At 51.1% G+C, this 22,911-nt stretch carries 21 protein-coding genes; 14 read left to right on the forward strand and 7 right to left on the reverse strand.

Annotation, left to right across the window (positions count from 1 at the left end; all coding sequences use genetic code 11):
- The first annotated feature begins 13 nt into the window (after positions 1–13).
- The 5 genes from OGX93_RS02280 to OGX93_RS02300 all read left to right on the forward strand — a co-directional run bounded on the left by OGX93_RS02280 (position 14) and on the right by OGX93_RS02300 (position 5,375).
- Positions 14–691, forward strand: coding sequence for a fimbrial biogenesis chaperone (locus tag OGX93_RS02280; protein WP_047463318.1), 678 nt, complete (start codon positions 14–16; stop codon positions 689–691).
- Positions 692–716: 25 nt separating this feature from the next.
- Complete coding sequence (locus OGX93_RS02285; protein ID WP_286449239.1) at positions 717–3,203, forward strand: fimbria/pilus outer membrane usher protein; 2,487 nt, start codon at positions 717–719, stop codon at positions 3,201–3,203.
- A 101-nt stretch (positions 3,204–3,304) separates the two neighbouring features.
- Entirely contained in the window at positions 3,305–4,165 is an 861-nt protein-coding gene (locus tag OGX93_RS02290) for a fimbrial protein (protein ID WP_227657983.1), read from the forward strand.
- A 14-nt stretch (positions 4,166–4,179) separates the two neighbouring features.
- On the forward strand, positions 4,180–4,698 hold the full coding sequence (locus OGX93_RS02295) for a fimbrial protein (protein WP_047463324.1): 519 nt from the start codon (positions 4,180–4,182) through the stop codon (positions 4,696–4,698).
- A 23-nt stretch (positions 4,699–4,721) separates the two neighbouring features.
- Positions 4,722–5,375 (forward strand): helix-turn-helix transcriptional regulator, encoded by a 654-nt coding sequence (locus OGX93_RS02300; RefSeq protein WP_286449238.1) that lies wholly within the window; start codon positions 4,722–4,724, stop codon positions 5,373–5,375.
- A gap of 31 nt (positions 5,376–5,406) precedes the next feature.
- Here the strand turns inward: OGX93_RS02300 and OGX93_RS02305 are convergent, their stop codons facing one another.
- Positions 5,407–6,309, reverse strand: a complete 903-nt coding sequence (locus tag OGX93_RS02305; RefSeq protein ID WP_286449286.1) for a LysR family transcriptional regulator — start codon at positions 6,307–6,309, stop codon at positions 5,407–5,409.
- Between the two features lie 201 nt (positions 6,310–6,510).
- On the reverse strand, positions 6,511–8,799 hold the full coding sequence (locus tag OGX93_RS02310; RefSeq protein WP_200030104.1) for an FdhF/YdeP family oxidoreductase: 2,289 nt from the start codon (positions 8,797–8,799) through the stop codon (positions 6,511–6,513).
- Positions 8,800–9,360: 561 nt separating this feature from the next.
- On the opposite strand from OGX93_RS02310, the gene OGX93_RS02315 reads away from it, so the two are divergent.
- The 4 genes from OGX93_RS02315 (at position 9,361) to moaA (ending at position 13,015) form a co-directional block, all read left to right on the forward strand.
- Positions 9,361–10,767: a cytochrome ubiquinol oxidase subunit I gene (locus OGX93_RS02315; RefSeq protein ID WP_286449237.1), complete on the forward strand. Its 1,407-nt coding sequence runs from the start codon at positions 9,361–9,363 to the stop codon at positions 10,765–10,767.
- A gap of 1 nt (position 10,768) precedes the next feature.
- On the forward strand, positions 10,769–11,779 hold the full coding sequence (gene cydB / locus OGX93_RS02320; RefSeq protein WP_047463333.1) for a cytochrome d ubiquinol oxidase subunit II: 1,011 nt from the start codon (positions 10,769–10,771) through the stop codon (positions 11,777–11,779).
- Positions 11,779–11,952 carry a DUF2474 domain-containing protein gene (locus OGX93_RS02325; protein ID WP_072271878.1) on the forward strand — a complete coding sequence of 58 codons (174 nt, stop codon included), beginning with the start codon at positions 11,779–11,781 and terminating at the stop codon, positions 11,950–11,952. Before cydB ends, OGX93_RS02325 begins: the two co-directional genes overlap by 1 nt.
- A 76-nt stretch (positions 11,953–12,028) precedes the next feature.
- Positions 12,029–13,015: a GTP 3',8-cyclase MoaA gene (moaA, locus tag OGX93_RS02330; protein WP_012132124.1), complete on the forward strand. Its 987-nt coding sequence runs from the start codon at positions 12,029–12,031 to the stop codon at positions 13,013–13,015.
- Positions 13,016–13,027: 12 nt separating this feature from the next.
- On the opposite strand, the gene OGX93_RS02335 is transcribed toward moaA, so the two are convergent.
- On the reverse strand, positions 13,028–13,945 hold the full coding sequence (locus OGX93_RS02335) for a bestrophin family protein (RefSeq protein WP_024130281.1): 918 nt from the start codon (positions 13,943–13,945) through the stop codon (positions 13,028–13,030).
- A gap of 325 nt (positions 13,946–14,270) precedes the next feature.
- Here OGX93_RS02335 and OGX93_RS02340 point away from each other — a divergent pair, with 325 nt between their 5' ends.
- Entirely contained in the window at positions 14,271–15,350 is a 1,080-nt protein-coding gene (locus OGX93_RS02340) for a saccharopine dehydrogenase family protein (protein WP_286449236.1), read from the forward strand.
- A gap of 40 nt (positions 15,351–15,390) precedes the next feature.
- On the opposite strand, the gene OGX93_RS02345 is transcribed toward OGX93_RS02340, so the two are convergent.
- Positions 15,391–16,368 carry an NAD(P)H-quinone oxidoreductase gene (locus tag OGX93_RS02345; protein WP_286449235.1) on the reverse strand — a complete coding sequence of 326 codons (978 nt, stop codon included), beginning with the start codon at positions 16,366–16,368 and terminating at the stop codon, positions 15,391–15,393.
- 56 nt (positions 16,369–16,424) lie between these two features.
- Positions 16,425–17,369 (reverse strand): NAD-dependent epimerase/dehydratase family protein, encoded by a 945-nt coding sequence (locus OGX93_RS02350; RefSeq protein ID WP_286487766.1) that lies wholly within the window; start codon positions 17,367–17,369, stop codon positions 16,425–16,427.
- A 249-nt stretch (positions 17,370–17,618) separates the two neighbouring features.
- Here OGX93_RS02350 and OGX93_RS02355 point away from each other — a divergent pair, with 249 nt between their 5' ends.
- From OGX93_RS02355 to OGX93_RS02365, 3 genes are all read left to right on the forward strand, one after another.
- Positions 17,619–18,410, forward strand: a complete 792-nt coding sequence (locus OGX93_RS02355; RefSeq protein WP_012132129.1) for a PhzF family phenazine biosynthesis protein — start codon at positions 17,619–17,621, stop codon at positions 18,408–18,410.
- Between the two features lie 233 nt (positions 18,411–18,643).
- Positions 18,644–19,123 (forward strand): GNAT family N-acetyltransferase, encoded by a 480-nt coding sequence (locus tag OGX93_RS02360; protein ID WP_024130283.1) that lies wholly within the window; start codon positions 18,644–18,646, stop codon positions 19,121–19,123.
- Between the two features lie 200 nt (positions 19,124–19,323).
- On the forward strand, positions 19,324–19,857 hold the full coding sequence (locus tag OGX93_RS02365; RefSeq protein ID WP_047463351.1) for a GNAT family N-acetyltransferase: 534 nt from the start codon (positions 19,324–19,326) through the stop codon (positions 19,855–19,857).
- A 318-nt stretch (positions 19,858–20,175) separates the two neighbouring features.
- Here the strand turns inward: OGX93_RS02365 and OGX93_RS02370 are convergent, their stop codons facing one another.
- Both OGX93_RS02370 and OGX93_RS02375 read right to left on the reverse strand, forming a co-directional pair.
- Positions 20,176–20,682 carry an SRPBCC family protein gene (locus OGX93_RS02370; RefSeq protein ID WP_047463353.1) on the reverse strand — a complete coding sequence of 169 codons (507 nt, stop codon included), beginning with the start codon at positions 20,680–20,682 and terminating at the stop codon, positions 20,176–20,178.
- Positions 20,683–20,815: 133 nt separating this feature from the next.
- Positions 20,816–21,724 carry a LysR family transcriptional regulator gene (locus OGX93_RS02375; protein ID WP_044715031.1) on the reverse strand — a complete coding sequence of 303 codons (909 nt, stop codon included), beginning with the start codon at positions 21,722–21,724 and terminating at the stop codon, positions 20,816–20,818.
- 365 nt (positions 21,725–22,089) lie between these two features.
- On the opposite strand from OGX93_RS02375, the gene OGX93_RS02380 reads away from it, so the two are divergent.
- Positions 22,090–22,758 (forward strand): epoxyqueuosine reductase QueH, encoded by a 669-nt coding sequence (locus OGX93_RS02380; RefSeq protein WP_024130285.1) that lies wholly within the window; start codon positions 22,090–22,092, stop codon positions 22,756–22,758.
- The last annotated feature ends 153 nt before the right edge of the window (positions 22,759–22,911 follow it).

A 22,911-nucleotide genomic window follows, 5' to 3' on the forward strand; every position in this document is an offset into this window, starting at 1 on the left:
TCAGAGGTTTACCATGAGAGTATTACGTGTTTGCGCCACCGCGTTGGCGCTGTTTGTTACCGGCGTTTCCAGTGTGAATGCTGGCGTTTCCATTGGCGGAACACGGGTTATTTACGATGGCGGTAAAAAAGAAGCGTCATTAAGCGTCAGTAATCCCGATAATATTCCGTATTTAATTCAGTCGTGGATCGAAACGCAAAATGACGGTAAGGCCAAAGCCCCTTTTATTATTACACCGCCGCTTTACCGGCTTGATAACGGGCAGCAAAACGTAATGCGTATTATTCGGGCGGGAAATCTGCCTGAGGATAAAGAGTCCCTGTTTTGGCTGAATATTAAATCGATACCGTCGGCCCAACGTAAGGATAATACGTTACAGATTGCGGTTAAAACACGAATAAAACTGATTTATCGGCCTGCGTTGCTGAGCAAGTCAACGCCTGAAGCGCAGCTCGGAAAGTTAAGCTGGAGCCGGAGCGGGGCGTTTATTCAGGTAAATAACCCCACGCCTTATTACGTTAATTTCAATGAAATTACCGTATCCGGTAAGAAAGTTGACAATGTAACATTTGTGGCGCCGGGGAGTACCGCCCGTTTTGCACTGCCTTCGGGCGGAAATGGCGGAAGCGTGAAATTCAGGATTATTAATGATTACGGTGGAATCAGCGAGGAGTACAGCGGTTCTGTTTAAGTAGCGACGGGTCGGAATTACGTTAATGATGATAGCCAAATATATAATTAATCCGTATCCGGCCAGGCTTGTATTGTTTATCTCCCTGGGAATATTCAGCGTGCTGAATGAGGTTCTGGGTCGGGATTACTTTAATCCGGCGCTACTGGAGCATATATCATCCGGTAGCGAGAATATCGATCTTTCTGGTTTTGAAATGGGGGGGCAGGCACAGGGCACTTACCATGTCGATATTATCCTCAACGGGCAGTTTCTGGACACGCAGGATATCGCATTTAATAAAACACCAACGCCTTCTGGTGAGGATGTGCTTGAGCCCTGCCTGTCGGGGGAAATGTTGCAACGCTATGGCGTTAACATCGCGCAGTATCCGGGTGTGCAGGGCAAAGGGGATTGCGCCGATTTGTCCGCTATTCCACAGGCTTCAAGTGAGTTCCAGTTTTCGACGCAAAAGCTGTTGTTAAGTATTCCGCAGGCGGCGTTATCTGCCAGAGCGCGGGGGGATGTCGCGCCGGAACTCTGGGATGAAGGCATTACCGCCGCGATGCTTAACTACAGTCTGAGCGGTGATAACAGTAATAGTCAGTACGCTAATTTGCGCCCCGGAATAAATATCGGCCCGTGGCGTTTGCGCAATTACACCACCTGGCGGCGCAGCGGTCAGGGCGATGAGGACTGGGATTCGATTTATACCTATGTCCAGCGCAATATCGTCCCTCTGAAAGCGCAACTGGTGCTGGGAGACAGCGCCTCTCCTGCGGATGTTTTTGACAGCATACCGTTTCGTGGCGGCCAGCTTGCGTCAGATGACGACATGCTGCCCGATTCGCTGAAGGGATATGCGCCCGTGGTACGCGGTATTGCCCGCACCAATGCGCAGATCGTCATCCGGCAAAATGGCTACCAAATCTACCAAAGTTACGTGGCCCCAGGTGCGTTTGACATTACCGACATGTTCCCCACGGGAGGCGCCGGCGATCTGGAGGTCACGGTTAAAGAGGCGGATGGCAGTGAGCAGCACTTCACCGTCCCGTTCGCATCATTACCGGTGTTACAGCGTGAAGGCCGGTTCAAATATGCGTTAACCGGCGGGCGCTATCGCTCCAGCGACAGTCGTGTGGAACAAACTGATTTCGGCCAGGGAACCGCGATTTATGGTTTGCCGGGCGGTTTCACGCTTTATGGCGGCGTCCAGACTTCCCGTAACTATCGGGCGATAGCGTCCGGCATCGGTAAAAATCTGGGAACGATTGGCGCGCTTTCTGCCGACGTAATCCAGTCATGGGCGCAACCCGCTGATGGCAGCAAGACTCAGGGGCAATCCTGGCGTGTGCGCTATAGCAAAAATAGCATCGCGACAGGAACAAACTTTTCGATTGCGGGTTACCGATATTCAACGCGCGGTTACTACGGTATGCAGGACACTTTCGATACGTATGGCGGTAGTTCCGGGCAGATAACGAAACGACGTAACCGTATGGAAGCCAACGTCAACCAGTCCCTGGGCGCAGGCGGCGGATCGTTGGCGTTAAGCGCGGTACAGGAGGACTACTGGCATACCGGAAAACCGATGCAGTCGTGGAGCGTGGGGTATCACAATGCCTGGAACGGCGTGAGCTATAGCGTCGCCTGGACGCTGAGTAAAAACGGCAGCGGCGATCGTTATGATAAAGACCAACAGCTGGCGCTGAATATCAGCATTCCGTTGGATCGCTTTATGAGCAATACCTGGGCCAGTTATGGCATGAATGCCAGCAGCGGGAAGGGCGCGACTCATAGCGCAGGGCTGAGTGGAACGGCGCTGGCTGGTAACGCGCTGAACTGGAATATTCAGCAAGGTTACGGCACGGATGACGTGGGGTATACCGGTAGTCTGAGCGCGGATTATAAGGGTACTTACGCCGATGTTAGCGGGGGGTATCGTTACGATCGCCACTCGCAGCGCGTGAATTACGCTCTCGCGGGGGGCGTGCTGGCATATGCCGATGGCGTAACGTTCTCTCAGCCTTTGGGGGAAACCAACGTGCTGATTGGCGCGCCTGGCGCATCGGGGGTCGGGATTAAAAACCAGAGCGGCGTACGAACTGATTTTCGTGGCTACACCGTTTCCGCCAATGTTTCACCGTATCGCAAAAATGATATCGGCCTGGATACGGCATCCGTTGCGGACGATGTTGAACTGGCGCTTACCAACAAAACCGTTGTGCCAACCCGTGGCGCGGTCGTGAGGGCGGACTATGTCGCTAATGTTGGGCTGCGCGTGCTGTTGACGTTGACCAGACCCCACGGTTCGACGGTGCCATTTGGGGCGATGGTGACGTTAAAAGGCGCGCAAGAACAACAATTTATTGTCGGTGACGAGGGGCAGGTTTATTTAAGCGGCATGCCGCCGGAAGGGACGCTGAATGTGGTCTGGGGACGTGACGGCGAGCAGCGCTGCACGGCAAATTATTCATTAACCTCAGCCGAGAACTACAGCGGCGTTAGCGTGACCGGCTCTCTTTGCCGCTAAGTGGGCTTACCTCGCGTGAGAATCTGACAATGAAACGAACTTATCTCTTATTCAGTTTACTGATACTTTTTTCAGGGCTCAGCGTTGCCGATGACTGTACCGTGAATACGACACTATTTAATACCGTCTCAATGGGGAATATTGTCGTGCAGCGAGATGCGCCGGTAGGGGCAGAAATCGCCCGCGCCAGGGTCTCCGGGTATGCCAAACTGTTGGTCACGGCGCCTGGCGGTGCCGTCTATTGTAACGGTGCTTATGCGATCAATTACCTGTCAGCGACGCCTTCGCCGATAAATCATGTTTACAACACCAATCTGAAAGGGGTGGGAATCAGGCTATCCATTCCCGCAGGGGATTTTGTGCTGCCGTCAAATGGCGCCAGCTATATCTATAACCTCGGTAACTATGACGTGATGCTGATTAAAACAGCAACGATCCAATCGGGATATTTGACGCCGGGAGTGGTTGCACAGGGATGGTTTGGTACGCCGGATCATTCTTTTATGCAGATTTCAATGGGCGCCGATACCCAGGTGACGGCGCTCGCATGTTCGTTTTCCAGCCAGATTCTTAATTTTCAGCTCGGTGATATTAATGCCGCCGAGTTCACCGGCCAGCCCGGAGCCGTGCTGTCGCACAGCGATACACAAAATCTGGGGCTGAACTGCGATCCGGGGGCGAATATCAATGTTGAACTGGCGGGAACGCAAAACCCTGACGCACCGGCTGACACCAGCGTTCTGGCGCTGACCGGGCAGGGTAGCTCCGAAACGGCAGACGGCGTGGGGGTCCAGATAGTTTATAACGATGCGCCGCTGCAACTGAATAACCGCATCGTATTGAAAAAATCCGCAGGCGGGCAGGAGACATTTCCGCTGGTGGCGCGTTATTACCAGACCAAAAGCCAGGTGAAGCCGGGCAGCGCGAATGCCACCGCCACGTTGAATATTACCTACCAATAACCCAAGGAAAAAGTATGCCTGGAAGAAAACGCTGGCTGCTGACCCTGATGCTGCTTACTGGTCAGGTATGGGGTCAGGGCGATCCGATCGCATTAAATATCAAAGGGAATGTGAAAGCCGCGCCGTGTCAGGTGAGCAGCGACAGCATCACTAAAACCGTTGATTTAACGGCGGGGAGTCCGGTAACGGCCTCATCAATGTATACCGCAGGGTCAACGACGCCGTGGGTCAGTTTTGATTTCAGCATTGAACATTGCCCGGAAGGCACAACAGGCGTGATGATTCAGTTTAACGGCAACGCTGATGACATGCATCGCGATGATATGTATCGCAATCTGGGAACCGCTACCCCTGTCGCGATACAGTTGCAGGCGGCGGACGGCCGACCGCTGGGCGACGGTCAGGTTCTGACCAGTGAAATTGTCGCACAGCGTTACACCTGGAATTTACGCGCCCGGCTCTACAGTGAACAGGGGCAGGTCTCACCGGGAACCATTGATTCGGTTGTGACGGTTTCATTGAGCTATCAGTAATTATTACCCGGAGCCGCGTATACATGAATATTGTCATCAGATGTCAGGATCGTTTTTATCAATACGGATTGCGCGCGTTACTGTGCGAAATATTTCCACCGAACCTGAATCGGACCACGCTCACCTTTAACGACTATGACCACGCAAACGCCGCCTGTGCCGATATCTTAATTCTGATGCTGCACCCCGGTGAACAGTATATTTGTCATGCTGAAATGCGATTTCGTGCGCCACGCCTGATGATTGGCCTGGTGGATAAAAAACATATTCCCGCGCGAGGAGAAATTCCCTCCTGTATAGGAAACATCGTGTTTATTCCGCTCAATGCGAACGTCAGTAAGATCAGTAAAGTGATTAAGCAGCATTGGTTTTCTTTACAGCAGGCAAAAACGCCCCATGCCGTACACCACTGCGGGCATTGTCCGCATAAGACGCTTACCGGGCAACAAAACCAGCTCGCTGCCTTTCTTTATGCGGGGATGACGTCAAAGCAGATTGCTTACAAAATGGCGATCGGTCAGAAAACGGTGCTGGCGCATCGAAACGCGTTAATGACAAAATTCCGCTTAAGAACCGATCGTGAATTATTACTGTTTTTAAATGCCGTAAAGGAAAAAAACCGGCACAGAAACGGCATGTGCGAATCCTGCAATGATGAAGATGGATGGCTTGTGTAAGCAATCCACGCAAAGGCGCGGATTGCGGGTATTACGAATGCTGTGGGTTGTGGGCGGCGTAGATGTCGCGCGCGTCCGTAAAGCAGCGCAGCGCGAGCGAGGAAACCGGCGCTTGCTTACGCATGATCAGGCCGACAGGGGCTTCAATGTTGGAATTGACGATCGGCGTAATATGAAAATTACTGTTTAAATTCTCCAGCCCATTATTGAGCGGCATAATGGCGCAACATATGCCGCGCTGTACGGCCTGAATAATCTGGAATGTTGAATCGCTTTCGAAAATATGCTTAGGCGAGATTCCGGCTGATTTAAAACTCATATCCATGTGCTCTCTGTAATGCATACCTTTGGTCAGAAAACCCAGCGGGAAATTAATGAGATCGTTCCAGGAGAGGCTCTCATTTTCTATTTCAAAATGGCGCGTGTCGTGCAGCAGACCCATCCGGGTTTTCGCTAACGGGATAACATCAAACGGACTGACATCAATGTTATTCAGATAACATATTCCCAGCTCCAGCTGGTTGCTGTTTACGCCTTCGGCAATTTGCTCCGAGGTCATGGAATAGAGACTAAATTGCAGTTCCGGGTATTTGGGGGTTAATTCGCGAATAAACAGCATAGGATCGACGCTGGCGAGTGGCACCATACCCAGACGGAGCACGCCGACAACCTGTCCTTTGCAGAGCGCGGCCTCGGCCTGTAAGCCATCGTGCGCGGCCAGCAGGGATTTTGCCCATGCCAGAATACGTTCGCCTTCCGGGGTAAAGCCTTCAAAGCGTTGCCCGCGAACGATAAGCACCAGACCAAGCTCCTCCTCCAGATTGCGAATGCGCATGGAGAGGGTGGGTTGCGTGATATTACACTGCGATGCGGCCTTACCAAAGTGACGGGTCTGATCCAGCGCGATTAAATATTTGAGTTGTTTTATGTCCATCATTCATCTCTTCGGCAGACGGTCTGTTGGGGGCTAAGAAGAGGCTCCGGCAGCCGTTTGCGCTACGACATGGGTTCACATTATTGCATAAATGTATAAATTTTGTAACCGAATTGCGGCGTGACAATACCGTTTCTGCGCGTCAGTGGCTGAAAAATAAATCCCCTTATTCAGCAGAACGTCATGAATAAGGGGCGAATTTTACAGCGCGCGAATTTCTTTTGAACGCAAGGTGATATTTACCGGTACGGATTTATAAGAAGGCGTACCGCTCTCTTTATCAATATAATTGAGCGGAACCAGAACATTGGCCTCAGGATAATAGGCGCCGACAGAACCTGCCGCAATGCTGTAGGCCACGACGGTGATATCTTCCAGGCAGAGATCGCTGTCAGGCAGGGCCGTTCGGATATCGACGCGATCGCCATGTTCAAGCCCTAACTGCTCCATATCGCCTTCGTTCATAAAGATAATGTCACGACGGCCAAATACGCCGCGATAACGATCGTCCATCGCGTAAATGGTGGTGTTGTACTGATCGTGACTTCGCAGGGTAATCAGACGCAGCGTATTTTCACCTTCGCCGGTCACGTTCTCGTTAACGCCGTGGAATACGGAGAACATGGCTTTGCCCGTCGATGTCGGCCAGACGCGTTCGGTCGGCGGCAGCGGCATACGGAAACCGCCAGGCACCCGGATACGATCGTTGTAATTGTCGAAACCGGGAATGGTTTGCTCAATCAGTTCGCGGATGAGATCGTAATCAGCAACCAGCTCCATCCAGCCGATTTTGCTGTTTGTCAGCGTGGCTTTCGCCATTCCGGCAATAATGGCTGGTTCCGAACGCAATAACGGCGACGCCGGTTTCAGTTTGCCGGAGGAGGCATGCACCATCGACATAGAATCTTCTACCGTGATGGATTGTCTGCCGGTGCGCTGAATATCCAGTTCGGTGCGTCCGAGGCAGGGGAAGATGAACGTCTCTTTCCCGACCAGCAGATGCGTTCGGTTCAGTTTGGTGCCGATGTGGACGCTCAAGTCCAGCCCGTTCATAGCCGGGAACCCCTGTTCGTGATCGGGCATTGCCACGGCAAAGTTACCGCCCAGGCAGATCAGCGCCCTGGCGCGCCCGTCGATCATGGCCTGCGTCGCCTGTACGGCGTCGTGTCCGTGTTTCGACGGGGGAACAAACCCGAAAACGTCGCTCAACCGTTCGAGGAATTCTGGCGCCGGTTTCTCGGTAATGCCGACGGTGCGGTTCCCCTGAACGTTGGAGTGGCCGCGAAGCGGGCAAATACCTGCGCCGGGTTTGCCAATATTGCCGCGCATTAACAGCAGGTCGGCAATCAGACGCACGTTCGCTGTCCCTTTGTTATGCTGGGTAATGCCCATGCCGTAGGTGATGATGGTGGCGTTGGACCTGGCGTAGGCTTCCGCGACTTTTTCCAGTTGCTCACGGTTTAAACCTGATTCGCGCTCAATGGATTCCCAGGAGGTTGCGGCAATATCTGCGGCAAAATCGTCAAAGCCCAGCGTATGGGCGGCGATAAACTCGCGATCCAGAACATCGCCACGCTCGGCTTCCAGCTGCAACACATGTTTGGCAATGCCTTTCAGCGCGGCGGCATCACCGCCAGCCCTGACCTGGAAATAGGTTGAGGCAATGTCGGTTGAACTGTAGGTCGCCATTTCGATGATGCTCTGCGGGTCGGCAAAGCGTTCCAGCGCTCTTTCTCGCAGCGGGTTAAAGACGATAATCGGCACATCGCGGCGCGCAAGCTCGTGCAGCGTCCCCATCATACGGGGATGGTTTGTCCCTGGGTTATGGCCGATGGCGATCACCAGTTCCGTCTTTTCAAAATCATCCAGCGATACGGTTCCTTTACCAATGCCAATTGAGCGCGGCAGACCTACGCTGGTGGCTTCGTGGCACATATTGGAACAGTCGGGAAAATTGTTGCTGCCGTATTCGCGCGCAAAAAGCTGGAACAGATATGCCGCTTCGTTGGAGGCGCGACCGGACGTGTAAAATTCCACCTGTTCAGGGGAGAGACCGCGAAGCACTTCGCCGATGCGGGCAAAGGCCTGTTCCCATTCGACAGGGCGAAATGTGTCGCTTTCTTTGTGATAGGCCAGCGGATGAGTCAGGCGACCATACCCTTCAAGTTCGAAATCTGTTTTCTTCAGCAGCGCGCTGACGGTATTTTTGGCCAGAAACGCCGGTGTGACGCGCTTGCTTGTCGCTTCCCACGTGACGGCCTTCGCACCGTTTTCGCAAAACTGAAACGTTGATTTATGTTCTTTATCCGGCCATGCGCATCCCGGGCAGTCAAAGCCGTCTGGCTGATTTGTGCGCAACAGGGTAACGGGTGCTTCAAGCGCGTCCATTTGTGTACGAACGGCAATGGCCGTTGCTTTTAACGCGCCCCAGCCGCCAGCAGGACCGTCATAGTGTCTGACTCCGGGAACTGAACGTCTTTTCTTATTCATATGAACTCCTGACTATTCTGGTCACATTGGCATCCTGAAATAGCTACATAACGGGTAGGGTTATTCCAGTGTATTTAACAATTACGTTTAGCGGCTGCGCGTTATATAAATAAAAGCCAGCCGGACAAATATCCATTTGAAAAGCCATTAACCTTATTTAAAAAATGGGTAATGGTGATGGTTAATAAATACAAACAGTTGTCTCTATCCGGGAGATAACAGCAACATCTTTTATTATTCGTTATATAAGACTTTATATAACAGATGGTGGAACCCAGTTAATTCGCGGGGTTTGCCCGGATTATGCGGCGTCTGCGCTGTCGATTTAAAGAAATTATAACAGGATTTTATCATTATCATAATAAATGTTATCTATCACTTATTAAATTTAACCTATTTGAACTTTTTGAATAATTGTTTGAGACTAATTAAACACGCCGAAAATTATTAGATTCACCTGCTCTGAAATATTCAGAAAATCGCTATTAATCAAAGAAAAAGGCTGGAAATGAAAGCGTTGTACAAAATAAATCAGTCAATGTCGACTCCGTGGGGGGAATTATGTTTGGAATAGATGCTTTTCACCTTGCGAGGATACAATTTGCCTTTACCGTATCTTTTCACATTCTTTTTCCCGCAATAACAATTGGCCTGGCAAGTTTTCTCGCCGTCCTTGAAGGGCTATGGCTCAAAACCAAAAATGAAACGTATCGCGACCTTTATCATTTTTGGTCAAAGATCTTTGCCGTCAATTTTGGGATGGGGGTGGTCTCAGGCCTGGTCATGGCTTACCAGTTCGGGACTAACTGGAGCGGCTTTTCACAATTTGCCGGAAGTATCACCGGTCCGTTGCTGACGTATGAAGTTCTGACGGCATTCTTCCTTGAAGCGGGCTTTCTGGGCGTGATGCTGTTCGGCTGGAAGCGCGTCGGGCTGGGGCTGCATTTCTTCGCGACCTGTATGGTTGCGCTGGGAACCTTGTTTTCAACGTTCTGGATCCTCTCTTCCAATAGCTGGATGCAAACGCCGCAGGGTTACGCGATTGAGAATGGCGTTGTCGTGCCGGTGGACTGGATGGCCATCGTCTTTAACCCGTCGTTCCCGTACCGTTTATTGCATATGTCCACGGCGGCGTTTCTGGCGAGCGCGTTCTTCGTCGGCGCCTCGGCGGCCTGGCATTTGCTGAAAGGAAACGACACGCCCGCGATCAGAAAGATGTTTTCGATGGCGTTGTGGATGGCGCTGTTTGTCGCACCGGTTCAGGCGGTGATTGGCGATGCGCACGGTCTCAATACGCTGGAACATCAGCCGGCGAAAATTGCGGCGATTGAAGGGCACTGGGAAAACCCGCCAGGCGAAGCCACGCCGTTGGTTCTGTTTGGCGTACCGGATATGGACGCGGAAAAAACGAAGTACAGCCTTGAAATCCCTTATCTGGGAAGCCTGATTCTGACGCACAGCCTCGACAAACAAGTGCCCGCGCTGAAGTCGTTCCCGAAAGAGGATCGCCCGAACTCAACCATCATTTTCTGGTCGTTCAGGATAATGGCGGGGCTGGGGATGCTGATGATCCTGACCGGGGTGGCGAGCGCGTGGCTGCGCTGGCGTGGCCGGTTGTATCAGTGTCGTCCTTTCCTGTGGTTCGTATTCTGCATGGGGCCATCGGGGTTAATCGCTATTCTGGCGGGCTGGTTTACCACCGAGATTGGCCGCCAGCCGTGGGTGGTCTACGGTTTGCAGCGCACGCGTGATGCTGTTTCCGCACACGGCGACATGCACATGTCCGTCAGCCTGCTGGCGTTCATCCTCGTCTATTCGTCCGTCTTTGGGGTGGGCTACCTCTACCTGGTGCGGCTGATCAAAAAGGGGCCAGTGCGCGAGCATGCGCATGATATCGCTCAGGGGGGTACGCCAGCGCGTCCGTTATCGGCGGTGAGCGAACCCATGAACACACGCAGGGGAGAATAAAATGGGCATCGACCTGTCAATAATCTGGTTCGTCATCATTGTCTTCGCAACGTTGATGTACATCGTGATGGACGGCTTTGATCTGGGGATCGGCATTCTTTTTCCGTTCAATAAGAACGAGAAAGAGCGCGACATGATGATGAATACCGTGGCTCCCGTCTGGGATGGCAATGAAACCTGGATGGTGCTGGGCGGCGCGGCGTTATATGGCGCGTTTCCGTTGGCTTATGCGGTGATTGTCGATGCGCTCAGCGTGCCGTTAACCGCCATGCTGCTGGGGCTGATTTTCCGGGGCGTGGCGTTTGAATTTCGCTTTAAAGCGACGCCGGAACACCGCCCGCTTTGGGATAAAGCCTTTATCGGCGGTTCTGTGCTGGCAACCTTCAGCCAGGGCGTCGCCGTGGGAACGCTGGTTAACGGCTTGCAGGTAACCGGACGGGCGTTCAGCGGCTCGACGATGGACTGGCTGGCGCCTTTCCCGCTGTTCTGCGGCGTGGGGCTGGTGGTGGCCTATGCGTTACTGGGCTGCACCTGGCTTATCATGAAAACGGAAGGCCCGCTGCACCGAAGCATGTCGGAGAAGGCGATTATCCTGACGCTGCTGCTGCTGGCGATCATCGTCATTATCAGCCTGTGGACGCCGTTGACGCATCCGGCGATTGCTCAACGTTGGTTCAGCCTGCCAGAGATCATCTGGTTTGCGCCTGTCCCGCTGTTAGTGCTGGTTTGCTGCTGGGGAATTGTGCGTTCCGCCTATAACCGCAAAGCGAGCTATGGGCCGTTTATGCTGACCCTTGGACTGATTTTCCTGGGATTCAGCGGGCTGGGCATCAGCATCTGGCCCAATATCATTCCGCCGTCGATCTCTATCTGGCAGGCCGCGTCACCGCCGCAAAGCCAGGGCTTTATGCTGGTGGGCGGGTTACTGATTATCCCGGTGATTCTGATGTACACCTGCTGGAGTTACTACGTCTTTCGCGGAAAAATTAATCCTGATGAGGGGTATCATTAATGGCTTCACTATCAGACACAGAGCACGCTAAACCTGCGGATACCGCCCCACGCGCCTGGTGGAAAAGGGTGGGCTGGATGGTCATCATCTGGGCGGCAAGCGTTATGGCGCTGGCCGTCGTCGCATCCGGGTTTAAGCTGCTGATGCTGGCGGCGGGGATGAAAACCCACTAACAACACGTCTTACTTCCTGTCTCAGGCCACATCAGCGTGATGTGGCCTGCCTGTTCGTTGTCTCCCGAGGTTATCTATGCAACCGCTTATGGACTCATGGCAGCGTAAATTCACCTATTTACGTCTGTCCGTTACCGATGTGTGCAATTTTCGTTGTACCTACTGTCTGCCGGACGGGTACAAACCCGGCGGCGTGAGCAACAAGTCATTCTTGTCGGTGGATGAAGTTCGCCGCGTCACCCGCGCGTTCTCCGCGTTGGGTACGGAAAAAGTCCGTCTTACCGGCGGGGAACCCTCCTTACGCCGCGACTTTATCGATATTATCGCGGCGGTGCGTGAAAATGCGGCGATTCGCCAGATTGCGATAACGACCAATGGCTATCGCCTGGCGCGTGACGTCGCACGCTGGCGTGAGGCCGGATTAACCGCCATCAACGTCAGCGTGGACAGTCTGGACGCTCGCCAGTTTTATGCCATCACCGGGCAGGATAAATTTCAGGAAGTGATGAACGGTATTGATGCGGCGTTTGCCGCCGGTTTTGAAAAGGTCAAAGTGAATACGGTTCTGATGCGCGATGTGAATCATCATCAACTGGACACGTTTCTGGCCTGGATTAAGCCTCGCCGCATTCAGTTGCGCTTTATCGAACTGATGGAAACGGGTGAGGGCAGTGAGCTGTTTCAACGCCATCATATTTCGGGCGTGGTGCTGCGTGATGAACTGCTGCGACGCGGCTGGGTGCGCCAGATTCGCCAGCGCAGTGATGGCCCGGCACAGGTCTTTTGCCACCCGGACTTTGCTGGCGAAATTGGCCTGATCATGCCCTATGAAAAAACGTTCTGCGCCAGTTGCAACCGGCTGCGCGTCTCTTCCATCGGCAAACTGCATTTATGTCTTTTTGGTGATGGCGGGGTCGACTTACGAGACGTGCTGCAAGACGATACGCAGCAGGATGCCCTTAAGATGCGTATTGCCGATGCGCTGACGCATAAAAAACAGACGCATTTTTTGCATCAGGGGAACACCGGCATTACGCAAAACCTGTCGTACATTGGTGGGTAGCGGGCAATGGACTCAGGTCAGATTGAAGTAGCGATCGGGCTGATGCGGCTCCGGCAGGGGCTGTTGCCCGGTCATCTCTTTCAGATTGCGCTCAATAGTGTTGCAAATCGCGTTGAGCGGTAAATCGTTAGCCGATGTGCCAAAGGGATCTTCAAGTTCTTCCGCCAGGGAATCCCAGGATAAAAAGGTATAGGAAATAAAAACGGACACGAATGGCGTCATGTAATGCAGGTCGCCAACCAGCGCAAAAGGAAGAAGGGTACAAAAAAGATAAACGGTTCGCTGGAGTATTAATGTATAAGCAAACGGCACCGGGGTATTTGCAATTCGTTCACAGCCGCCAATAACGTGGGCGATTTCATCTATTTTATTATCGATGAGGCCAAATGTAATATCGCTCAGCTTGCCTTGTTCACGCAGTGCCGCCATTTCATCGCCGATCAATAATAATATCCGGTTGGTTTTCATCGGGCTGAACATGACCTGGGTAAGAATATGCCGGGGCAGAATTCGGTACATATCATATCCGGCGTCGGTTTTACGTAATTCATGTTTCAGACTCCAGCAAAGGGCAATCAGATAACCTGAAATTCTTTTATGTAGCTCAACGTCATTCGGCAACAAATTTTTTAACTGACGGATGATGGAACGCTCGGCAATCAGTAAGGTTCCCCACAGTCCCCGTGCCTCAACGAAACGGCTGTAGCTGGCGCTATTGCGAAAGCCAAGAAAGATAGCGATTGCGATCCCCAGCAGGCTAAAAGGGGCAACGGTTAAGTGGATGCCCAGTTGCTCATACCATTGATAAATGATAATTGCGATAGCTGACATGACAAGGTTTAAAAATAACCGAAATGTTATTTTTGACAATACCGAGCCATGCCAATCAAATAATCGAAAAAACCAATGTTGCTCTGGTCTGATAATCATGACTGATGATTTCTCTGAAGATGTAATGAGAAGGATTCAACGAAGGGTGAATGCGATAGAAACTATTTTAATCGTTATTTTGCCGTCTGACAATCAATGACGAATAAAAATAAGGCGGAATAAAAGTAATGGTATTGGCTTTATCATTCGCTGGTGAATTTAATCATTACGTTATGTCTGTTGGCTCAGATTTGAACTGTCACCGTTATGGCGCAACCAATGTACATGCAACGTGAAGTATGACGGGTATATTGACCTTGAAGTTAACTTTAAGGTTATGCTGTGACGTAAGCCTGGCAATTTATTTATTAAAGGGGTCAATGCAATGAATGAGCAACATTCCCATCCAGAATTTCCGCGCTGGATGATCTATGGCGCGAACGGTTATACCGGAGAAATGATTGCCCGTGAGGCCGTACGGCGAGGATTCAGGCCAGTTCTGGCGGGGCGCAGGCAAGAAACGGTAGACTTTCTGGCTCGCAATCTCGGGCTTGAGGCTCACGCCTTCGCCCTTGATAACCCGGCTGAACTGCTCAGACAGCTCGAAGGGTGTGCTCTGGTATTAAATTGTGCGGGGCCGTTCTCCGCCACTGCGGCGCCTTTGATGGAGGCCTGCCTGCAAACCCGAACCCATTATCTTGATATTACAGGGGAGATAGGCGTGTTCGAAGCGGCACAACTGCTGAATACCCGTGCCCGGGATGCCGGTGTTGTATTGTGTCCCGGCGTCGGGTTTGACGTTATTCCTACGGACTGCGTGGCGGCCGCCCTGAAGGAGGCCCTGCCGGATGCGATCCGCCTTAACCTGGGATTCGATTCACGCTCTGTTTTTTCTCCGGGTACGGCGAAAACGGCGATCGAGGGGCTGGCGCAGGGCGGAAAAATTCGGCGAGGAGGGAAGATCATTACCGTGCCGCTTGCTTATGAAGTTCGCCGTATTGACTTCGGCGATGGCGAGAAGGACGCGATGACAATCCCCTGGGGGGACGTGTCCACGGCGTATTACACGACAGGTATTCCAGACATTCAGGTCTTTGTGCCGGGGTCGACGCGCATGATTTCCCAGGCCCGGAGAGCAAACTACATCAGGCCATTGCTGCGACTGGCGTGGGTTCAGAAGCTCCTCAAGGCTTATATATCCCGAACGGTGAAAGGCCCCGGAGAAATGAAACGTGAACAGACGCCCTCTTTTGTGTGGGGAGAGGCCATCAACGCCCGTGGCGACAAAAAAACTGCCCGTATCCGTACACCGAATGGTTATACCCTGACCATTATGGGGGCGTTAGCGGTGGTTGAGCACCTGATGATGAACCGGATTGCAGGAGGGGCCTACACGCCGGCAACGTTAATGGGCGCAAATCTGATAACCCGGTTACCAGGGGCTGGCCCGCTGAGGATTGTATAATTGCTCAGGGCGGGACAGGGGATGCTCCCGCCCTTTGCGCTTATTCAAGGGTAAGGATAACTTTACCGATATGAGTTCCGGCATCCAGTAACGTATGTGCCTGACGGACATCCTCAAATTTAACTATCTGGTGAATGACGGGTTTACACTTTCCGGCTTCGATTAAAGGCCATACTTTTTGTATGAGCTGTTGGGCGATTTCTTCCTTTTCAGCGGCGTCCCGGCTCCTCATCGTTGAACCGGTTACCACCGCTCTTTTAAGGATCAGTTCCTGGATATCGAATTCCTTAACCATCCTGCCCCCCATAAATCCAATCAGTACGAGCCGACCGTCCTTTTTAAGAAGGCGAAGGTTCTTGTTAAAATAAGCGGCGCCGACAATATCAAGAATAACATCAACGCCTTTTCCGTCGGTTCTGCTGAGGATTTCTTCTTCAAAATCATGGGTTTTGTAGTTAATGATTTCCCCATATTGTTGCAGGAACGGAATTTTATCGTCACTTCCGACGGTGCTGAACGCTTTAATATTCATGGCATTACACAACGCCAGCGCGGTCGTCCCTATGCCGCTTGCGCCACCGTGGATCAAAACAACATCCTCTTTTTTCACTTTTCCCAACGAAAAAAGATTGGCCCATACCGTAAAGAATGTTTCCGGGAGCGCTGCTGCTTCTGTAAAACTTAAATTTTGTGGGACAGGCAATACCTGACCTGCCGGAACGGCGCAAAATTCTGCATATCCCCCGCCATTGGTGAGCGCACAGACGCGATCGCCAACTGAAAAGTGAGCAACGTTTTTCCCGATTGCGTGTACGATACCCGCGACTTCCAGCCCGGGAACCGGCGTAACACCCTCTGGCATGGGATATTTTCCCTCTCTCTGCATAATATCCGGGCGATTTACGCCGGCCGCTTTAACTGAGATCAGGACATCGTTCTCGCCACATTCCGGCATTTTTCCCTGGCTTACCTTCAGAACTTCAGGGCCGCCAGCTTCTGTTATCTCAATGAGTTTCATCTGATTCTACCTGTTTAATGTCAGGGGTTGATTAGCGATACTACCTGCGTGGTTGTTTATTTGTCTTTCTTTACGGTGAGTGGCGCTTTCCATTCACGGTAAAGGGTTTCCAGTCCCTGACGGTACGTTGTTATCTGAAAGTCCGGGAATCGCCGCTTAAATTTTGATGAATCAAACAGGTTATCATGTTGATAGCGGGGCAGGAGTTCCCGTGGGCCTTTGGAAAAGATACCGGCGGCGAACAAGGCGAATTTGCTCAGGACAGACCATGACGTTTCTTTCCCGAACACGTTACAGGCCAGAGAAACAAACTGCGCATAGGTGAGCCGTTCATCGCAACAGGGCAGGTGCCACGTCTGACCGAAGGCATCAGGGGTGTTGCCAAGGCGCGCTAAAGCCCGACTGGCATCGGGAGTCCATATGAGCGTACGTAACGTGTCGTCACGTAATGGCACGCGTGGCTTTTTCCCTGCTTTAAGTCTGTCTAAAATTAAGGCATTGGTAAAACTCTGGGTTTTCCCCGGCCCATAAAACTCGGGCGCGCGCCCGATAAGCACAGGGATGTCGCCCCGGCGCATCTCCTCCAGCACTTTGTTTGCCATCAGGGCCCGAACCCGCCCTTTGCGCCCTGACGGCAGGAACGGCGTTTCCTCGGTCTGCAATCTGCTGTCCTGTGGGTACATATAAGTATTGTCAAAATAAACAAAACTTGCCCCCACTGTCCGACACGCGTTCAGCGCGTTTTGCAGCATTACCGGAAACTGCTGTTCCCAGAGGTTGGCATCCGGCGGCAGACCCGCCGCAAAATAGACAATGCGGCTTCCTTTAACCGCTTCCAGTGTCTGACGGGCATCCAGTAAATCAGCGGGCATAAGGCTATCGCTGTCATTTACCTTCTGTGGATTACGGCTTACAAGCCTCAGTTCAGCACTGTAAGAATGCGTTAACTCGCGAGCAAGTTCCCGGGCAATCTGTCCGCTTGCCCCCAGAATCGTTTGCATCTCACTTCCTCTTCGACAATTTCAGACGGGTGTCCCGGCCCATTGGCCTTTTTCAAAGTATAAGTTTAAAGTTCACTTGAAGGTCAATGGGGTGTTGCGACATTGTTTAAATGTCGTCTGGTATTGGGATACAGCGCCAGCAACGGAATGGCGCCGAAGCCGAACATCAAACGATGAAAAATACGAGATTGCGCGTTGTCGAGGCATGGTAGAGTGGGGGGGCTCAAAGAATGATTCGAGGTTTGCGCTATGCAACAAATTGATTTTTACATGGTTGATGCCTTTAGCACGGCTACTTTTGGCGGCAATGCCGCAGCCGTGTGTCCGCTCACCGAGTGGTTGCCTGATGAGACATTATTGAAAATGTCCAAACAGCATAACCAGTCAGAAACGGCTTTTTTTGTCCCAAATGAAAACGGCTTCGAGTTGCGCTGGTTTACCACTCAAGGGGAAATAAATCTGTGTGGGCATGCCACACTTGCTGCCGCGCACGTCATCTTTGAACATCTTGATTACCCGGGCGCGACTATCCATTTTGATACCCGGTTTGTTGGCCCATTGACAGTAGCACGCAGCGGCGAGTGGTTGACGCTTGATTTTCCTGCCTGGGAAACCGAGCCTGTCGTGCCGCCGTCCTTATTGCTGGAAACGTTGGGCATCACAGAATACAAAGAAGTGCGCGTGGCGCGTGATTACATGGTCGTGCTGGATAATCAACGGCAGGTAGAAGCGCTACGCCCGAACATTAATGCCATGCTCCCTCTGGGAAAAATGGTTTGCATAACCGCGCCCGGCGAAGAGAAATACGATTTTGTCAGCCGTTTCTTTTGCCCGGGAGAAGCCGTAGCGGAAGACCCCGTTACAGGTTCAGCACATAGCATGCTAATTCCGTACTGGGCTGAAAAACTGAAAAAAACGCAGATGCTGGCGCACCAGGGCGCCGAACGTGGCGGGGATTTACGCTGCCAGCGAGTGGGGGATCGAGTCCACATCGGCGGACAGGCAACAACTTATCTGCTGGGTAAGGTACTGTTGCGCTAGAACGTCCAGAATGCGGTTCGGAATGGGCTTTCAGGTATAAGGTCTGCTGTACGATTATGGCAGACCTGACGGCGCTTTAGACTGACTGCGTTGTGCCAGGAGGGGATATTGCTAACGCAACGGCGTATTAATCAGCGGAGTGCAGGTCAGTGCCATAAGAAATAGATATTAGACAAAGATACTGCCGCTTGTTTGTATGTTACAAATATGTAATCAATTTTTTTGGAAAAGTCTTGTTCACTATCAAAACTGACGATCTCTCCCATCCAGCAGTGCAAGCGTTAGTGGCCTATCATATTTCCGGCATGCTGGAGCAGTCCCCACCAGAAAGCAGCCATGCTTTAGATATTCGAAAACTGCGTGACCCAGCTGTGATATTTTGGTCAGCATGGGAAGGGGTACAACTCGCAGGAATTGGCGCGCTGAAAATACTGGATGATGAACATGGTGAGCTGAAATCAATGCGTACCGCGCCAAATTTTTTGCGTCGTGGCGTAGCGAATCAGCTTTTACAGCATATCTTGCAGGTTGCGCATATCAAAGGCCTACGACGTTTAAGTTTAGAAACCGGGACACAGCCAGGGTTTTCCGCTTGCCATCAACTTTATATTAAGCACGGTTTCGTTAACTGCGAGCCGTTTGCTGATTATCAGTCTGATCCAAATAGCCGTTTTATGACATTAGTTTTATGTGAGAAAGATAAATTGTCATGACTAATGCAGAGAGAATGGTGCCATATTAGTTCAAAAAAATTCTGCTCCTTGCTCACTGTAGACGTGACGACCACTCAGCCCAGCCGCTGCGTGCCAGGAGGGGAAGTTGTATACTTTATACGTGCGCCAGTCAAAGTTGATCATTCAGGTGTGAATGATAAAGTTGTTAACTCCTCTCTCTAAAAAGGTGATTAAATCTAATGCATCATATCTCTTCTGTCAGTCTCAATTATCGCTGTCTCCAGCATACAGACTGGCCATTTTTTTTGGCATTAAATCAGGATCGTCATGTGATGCATTTTATTAGTGATTCACGTACTGATGACGAGATTAGAACCCAGTCTTTTGAAAGCCGTCTACAGCCTTGGCATAAAGGCAGTGAACGCTGGTTATGTATGATAATGAGTCGAAAGGATACAGATATACCAATTGGTGTAACTGGCTTTATTGATCGTGGTGAAGGCATAGCGGAAGTGGGGTTTATCCTGGCATCAGAATTTCACGGCAAAGGTTTTGGTACAGAATCGTTAAAAGATATTGCCCGCTTTGCTTTCGATGAGCATGGGTATCGTAAGCTCACTGCTACGGTAACAGCTGGCAACAATGCATCGCGGAGAATATTGCATAAAGTCGGATTTCAGCAGGAGGGAACTCTAAGAAAAAACTATTTCCTGCATGGTTGCTGGCATGATGATTGGGTATTTGGATTGTTGAGAGAAGAATTTAGTTACTGAAAAATGAAACGGCAAAACATGCCCAATTCTGGAAATGTTGCAGCGAGGTTCTACACATACATTCATTTCAGAATGGCATCTGAGTCAACCGACATATATGTTGTACCAGGGGCATCGTCAATGCCTGCTTCTCGCTCATAGTAGACCTTCGCACTTGTCCGCTGTGTGCCAGGAGGGGACATTACAGATATGGCCGCGCGGTGTCACTTGCGGGGGTTACATGATTTACCTGTAATCAAGTGCAATAGCAAACGGGCAAATATTCTTGAGGCTACGGGGAAGTGCAGCCTCAGTGATATGACTGTGGAAAGCGGTTTATTATTTCTTTGCTGCTCGAATCAGGCCGTCAAGCCATTCCTGATGACCATTAAGCATTGGGTTCGGGCGGGTATTTGCCAGATCTTTTGCCGGGACTCCGTTCTGTGTTTCCTGCGTTAGGATACGGACCCTGTGACCGGAAAGATCCTCCAGTAGCCACGCATGATGGACATCGAGTCGTTGAGCGGTATCTTTTTCACCGGCCCATCCGTGCCATGCCAGACGAGCAGGTTTACCTTCAGCAGGTGGAACAAACTCCACAACCTGAGCTTCAACTGGGAAACCAAACGTGCTGAAGTAGAAGCGAACCCCATTTTCCAATTCTGGACCTTTGTTGTCATAAAAGCGCACATCGGCGGAATTTTTATAGTATTCCGGCCATAGCAATGGCTGACTCAGGAGCGGCCAGACATCATTGACGTTCAGACCTGAGATGATCATTTCATTAGAAACAAAGTTATCGGTAAAACCCGGAACAAAGTCTTCTGGCCAGTTAATCGCGTTCATAAATTTCTCCAATTGCTATAGTTGAGTGCACTGCGTGTGTCATTACGGCAGTAACGTGATGGCAGTGATTATTGGTGCAATGGAGTTATAAGGCGAATTGTCATTACTTATATTCTTAATAAGATAAATTATATCAGGACGCGGGATGTTGGCTTACTTCTGCGCATAAAGCACGAATCCACTGATGACTTGGGTCACGATGGGTTCGCTCATGCCAGGCCATGCTCTTGGTAAAGCCGGGTACTTTCAGGGGCAAAGGGAGAATGATGAGATCGTTGTTAGTCAGGACCATGCGGTGAGGTACAACTGCAATCATATCAGTCACTCGCAATATATCAGGTATCACCTGAAAACTATTAACTGACATGCCTACTCGTCGTGTCAGACTGAGCTTAGCCAGTGCTTCATCTGTAACACCGGTGAAGTTACCTTCTGAAGACACCAGAATATGTTCCTGTTTGCAAAATTGTTCGAGCGTCATTTCTGAACTCGCTGCCAGAGGATGATGACGTCGTGCTACGCAGACATAATCTTCTTCATAGAGCGCTCTTCCATGCAGGTCTTCGGGGGTTGTTTGCGGTGTTATCAAAGCCAGATCAACTTCACCCCGAGACAATTGCTGATACATTCGCTCATTGTCCACGGGCCGCACGGCGATTTTAATATACGGTGCACGTTGTTTTAGCTCAGCCATCAACGGAACGACAACAGCCTTAAGTGCATAGTCCGTTGCGACGATGGTATAAGTCAGTTCCACCGTCACGGGATCAAATTTCTTTGGTTTCAGCAGGATAGCGATATCGGTGAGGATTTGTTTTACCGGCGTAGAAAGTTCGTTGGCCCGCATTGTGGGGACCATACCGTGGCTGGTGCGAACAAAGAGTGGATCGTCAAAGTAATCACGCAAGCGAATAAGCATACCACTGACGGCAGGCTGCGTCAGGGAGAGGCGCTGTGCAGCCCGAGTCACGCTTCCCTCATCCAGTAATGCATCAAGGGCCTTAAGAAGGTTAAGGTCGAGGGTTCTGATATCATTTTTCATAATGAACTAGCCTGACAGATATTAAAATTTTAATTCAGGCTAAATGCTCGGGAAAAGGTTGTCTAGAAGGTTTGCGAGTGTTTTCCTTTTGGGGGAACTTCCATTTCTGGATGGTAAGCCTTGTACGGTTAAGTCCGCTCTTCGCTCAAAGCGGACCTGACAGACAACTGTACTGTCCGCTGTGTGCCAGGAGCGGAAGTTTAATTGTTCTGACCAGCTCTCAAATCGCGGTCAGATTTTGTCGACCGTTTCAGATGCTTCTCAGCAAACCTTTGTTCAACGACAACAGCGACTTCTTAATTTCGTTATCGCCGATGTGAATGCTAAAATTCCTGAAAGTTTCACTATTGCCAAAGCATCCATTTATGAAGAACGCTGATTTTAAACGCCCGCAACTGACGCTGCCGAACGGCGCAGACAAGCTACTGCTGCACTCGTGCTGTGCGCCCTGTTCGGGGGAAGTCATGGAGGCGATTCAGGCCTCGGGCATTGATTACACAATTTTCTTTTATAACCCTAATATTCATCCGCAAAAGGAGTACCTCATCCGTAAGGAGGAGAATATCCGTTTTGCCGAAAAACACGGCGTGCCTTTTGTTGATGCGGATTACGACACCGACAACTGGTTCGAGCGTGCGAAAGGGATGGAGTGGGAGCCTGAGCGCGGTGTTCGGTGTACCATGTGCTTTGATATGCGCTTTGAACGCACCGCGCTGTATGCCGCGGAACATGGGTTCAGCGTGATCAGCAGCTCACTCGGGATTTCCCGCTGGAAGAATATGCAGCAGATTAACGACTGCGGACAACGCGCTGCTGCGCATTATCCGGGAATGGCATACTGGGATTACAACTGGCGTAAGCAGGGCGGGTCATCGCGCATGATTGAGATCAGCAAACGCGAGCAGTTTTACCAGCAGGAGTATTGTGGCTGCGTCTATTCACTGCGTGATACTAATATGCACCGTAAATCGCAGGGCAGGCCGCTCATCAAACTCGGTAAACTTTACTACGGTAAGGAAGGCGAAGAACAGTAATACCAGAAGCCCACATTCGCATGTGGGCTTCTGTAAGCATTGGCACAACCACGGCGTTTATCCCATATATTGCATTCATTCTTGTAACGTAAGGACACTGACACTAAATAAAAGCCAGCACCATCTTCGAAACCATTGGCTGCTATTCGCTCA

The organism is Citrobacter sp. CK195 (assembly GCF_030333365.1).
Lineage (GTDB): Bacteria > Pseudomonadota > Gammaproteobacteria > Enterobacterales > Enterobacteriaceae > Citrobacter_B > Citrobacter_B koseri.